This window comes from Photorhabdus sp. P32 (assembly GCF_038085095.1).
Lineage (GTDB): Bacteria > Pseudomonadota > Gammaproteobacteria > Enterobacterales > Enterobacteriaceae > Photorhabdus > Photorhabdus luminescens.
Genome location: NZ_JAZGJN010000018.1, coordinates 1 through 365, shown reverse-complemented (window position 1 = coordinate 365; position 365 = coordinate 1). Strand labels below are relative to the sequence as shown.

At 47.1% G+C, this 365-nt stretch carries 1 pseudogene; it reads right to left on the bottom strand.

Annotation, left to right across the window (positions count from 1 at the left end):
* Window positions 1-88 precede the first annotated feature (88 nt).
* Window positions 89-365: pseudogene (locus tag V2H77_RS00055) on the bottom strand (hypothetical protein); the annotation flags it as partial.

Here is a 365-nt window from a genome sequence, read left to right as displayed (position 1 = left end):
TTGAAATCCATTGGGTATAAGCAAAACGAATATCTGGCCTCATCTCTCGACATTTATAATCGTTCGTACCGGTCCGATTGCGGCGCCGCTAGCGATCAAGTTTCCTTTCATGACCGTTGATATATATCTTGCCAGTGATACCGTCATCGCCAAATTCTCCTCTGGCGCCATCTCTACCATCTTCTCCATATCGACGATATCTAACGACCGCTTTAAGAGAATGTCCAGGTCTCCCGCCTACTCCACCCCATCCTCCCCTACCACCTTCACCGCCAAGACCATTAAGTGACACAACCTCAAGTTTTGGATCGCCTTCAGAGAAATTAATATATATGTTACCACTGTCCCCACCTTTACCCCCATTC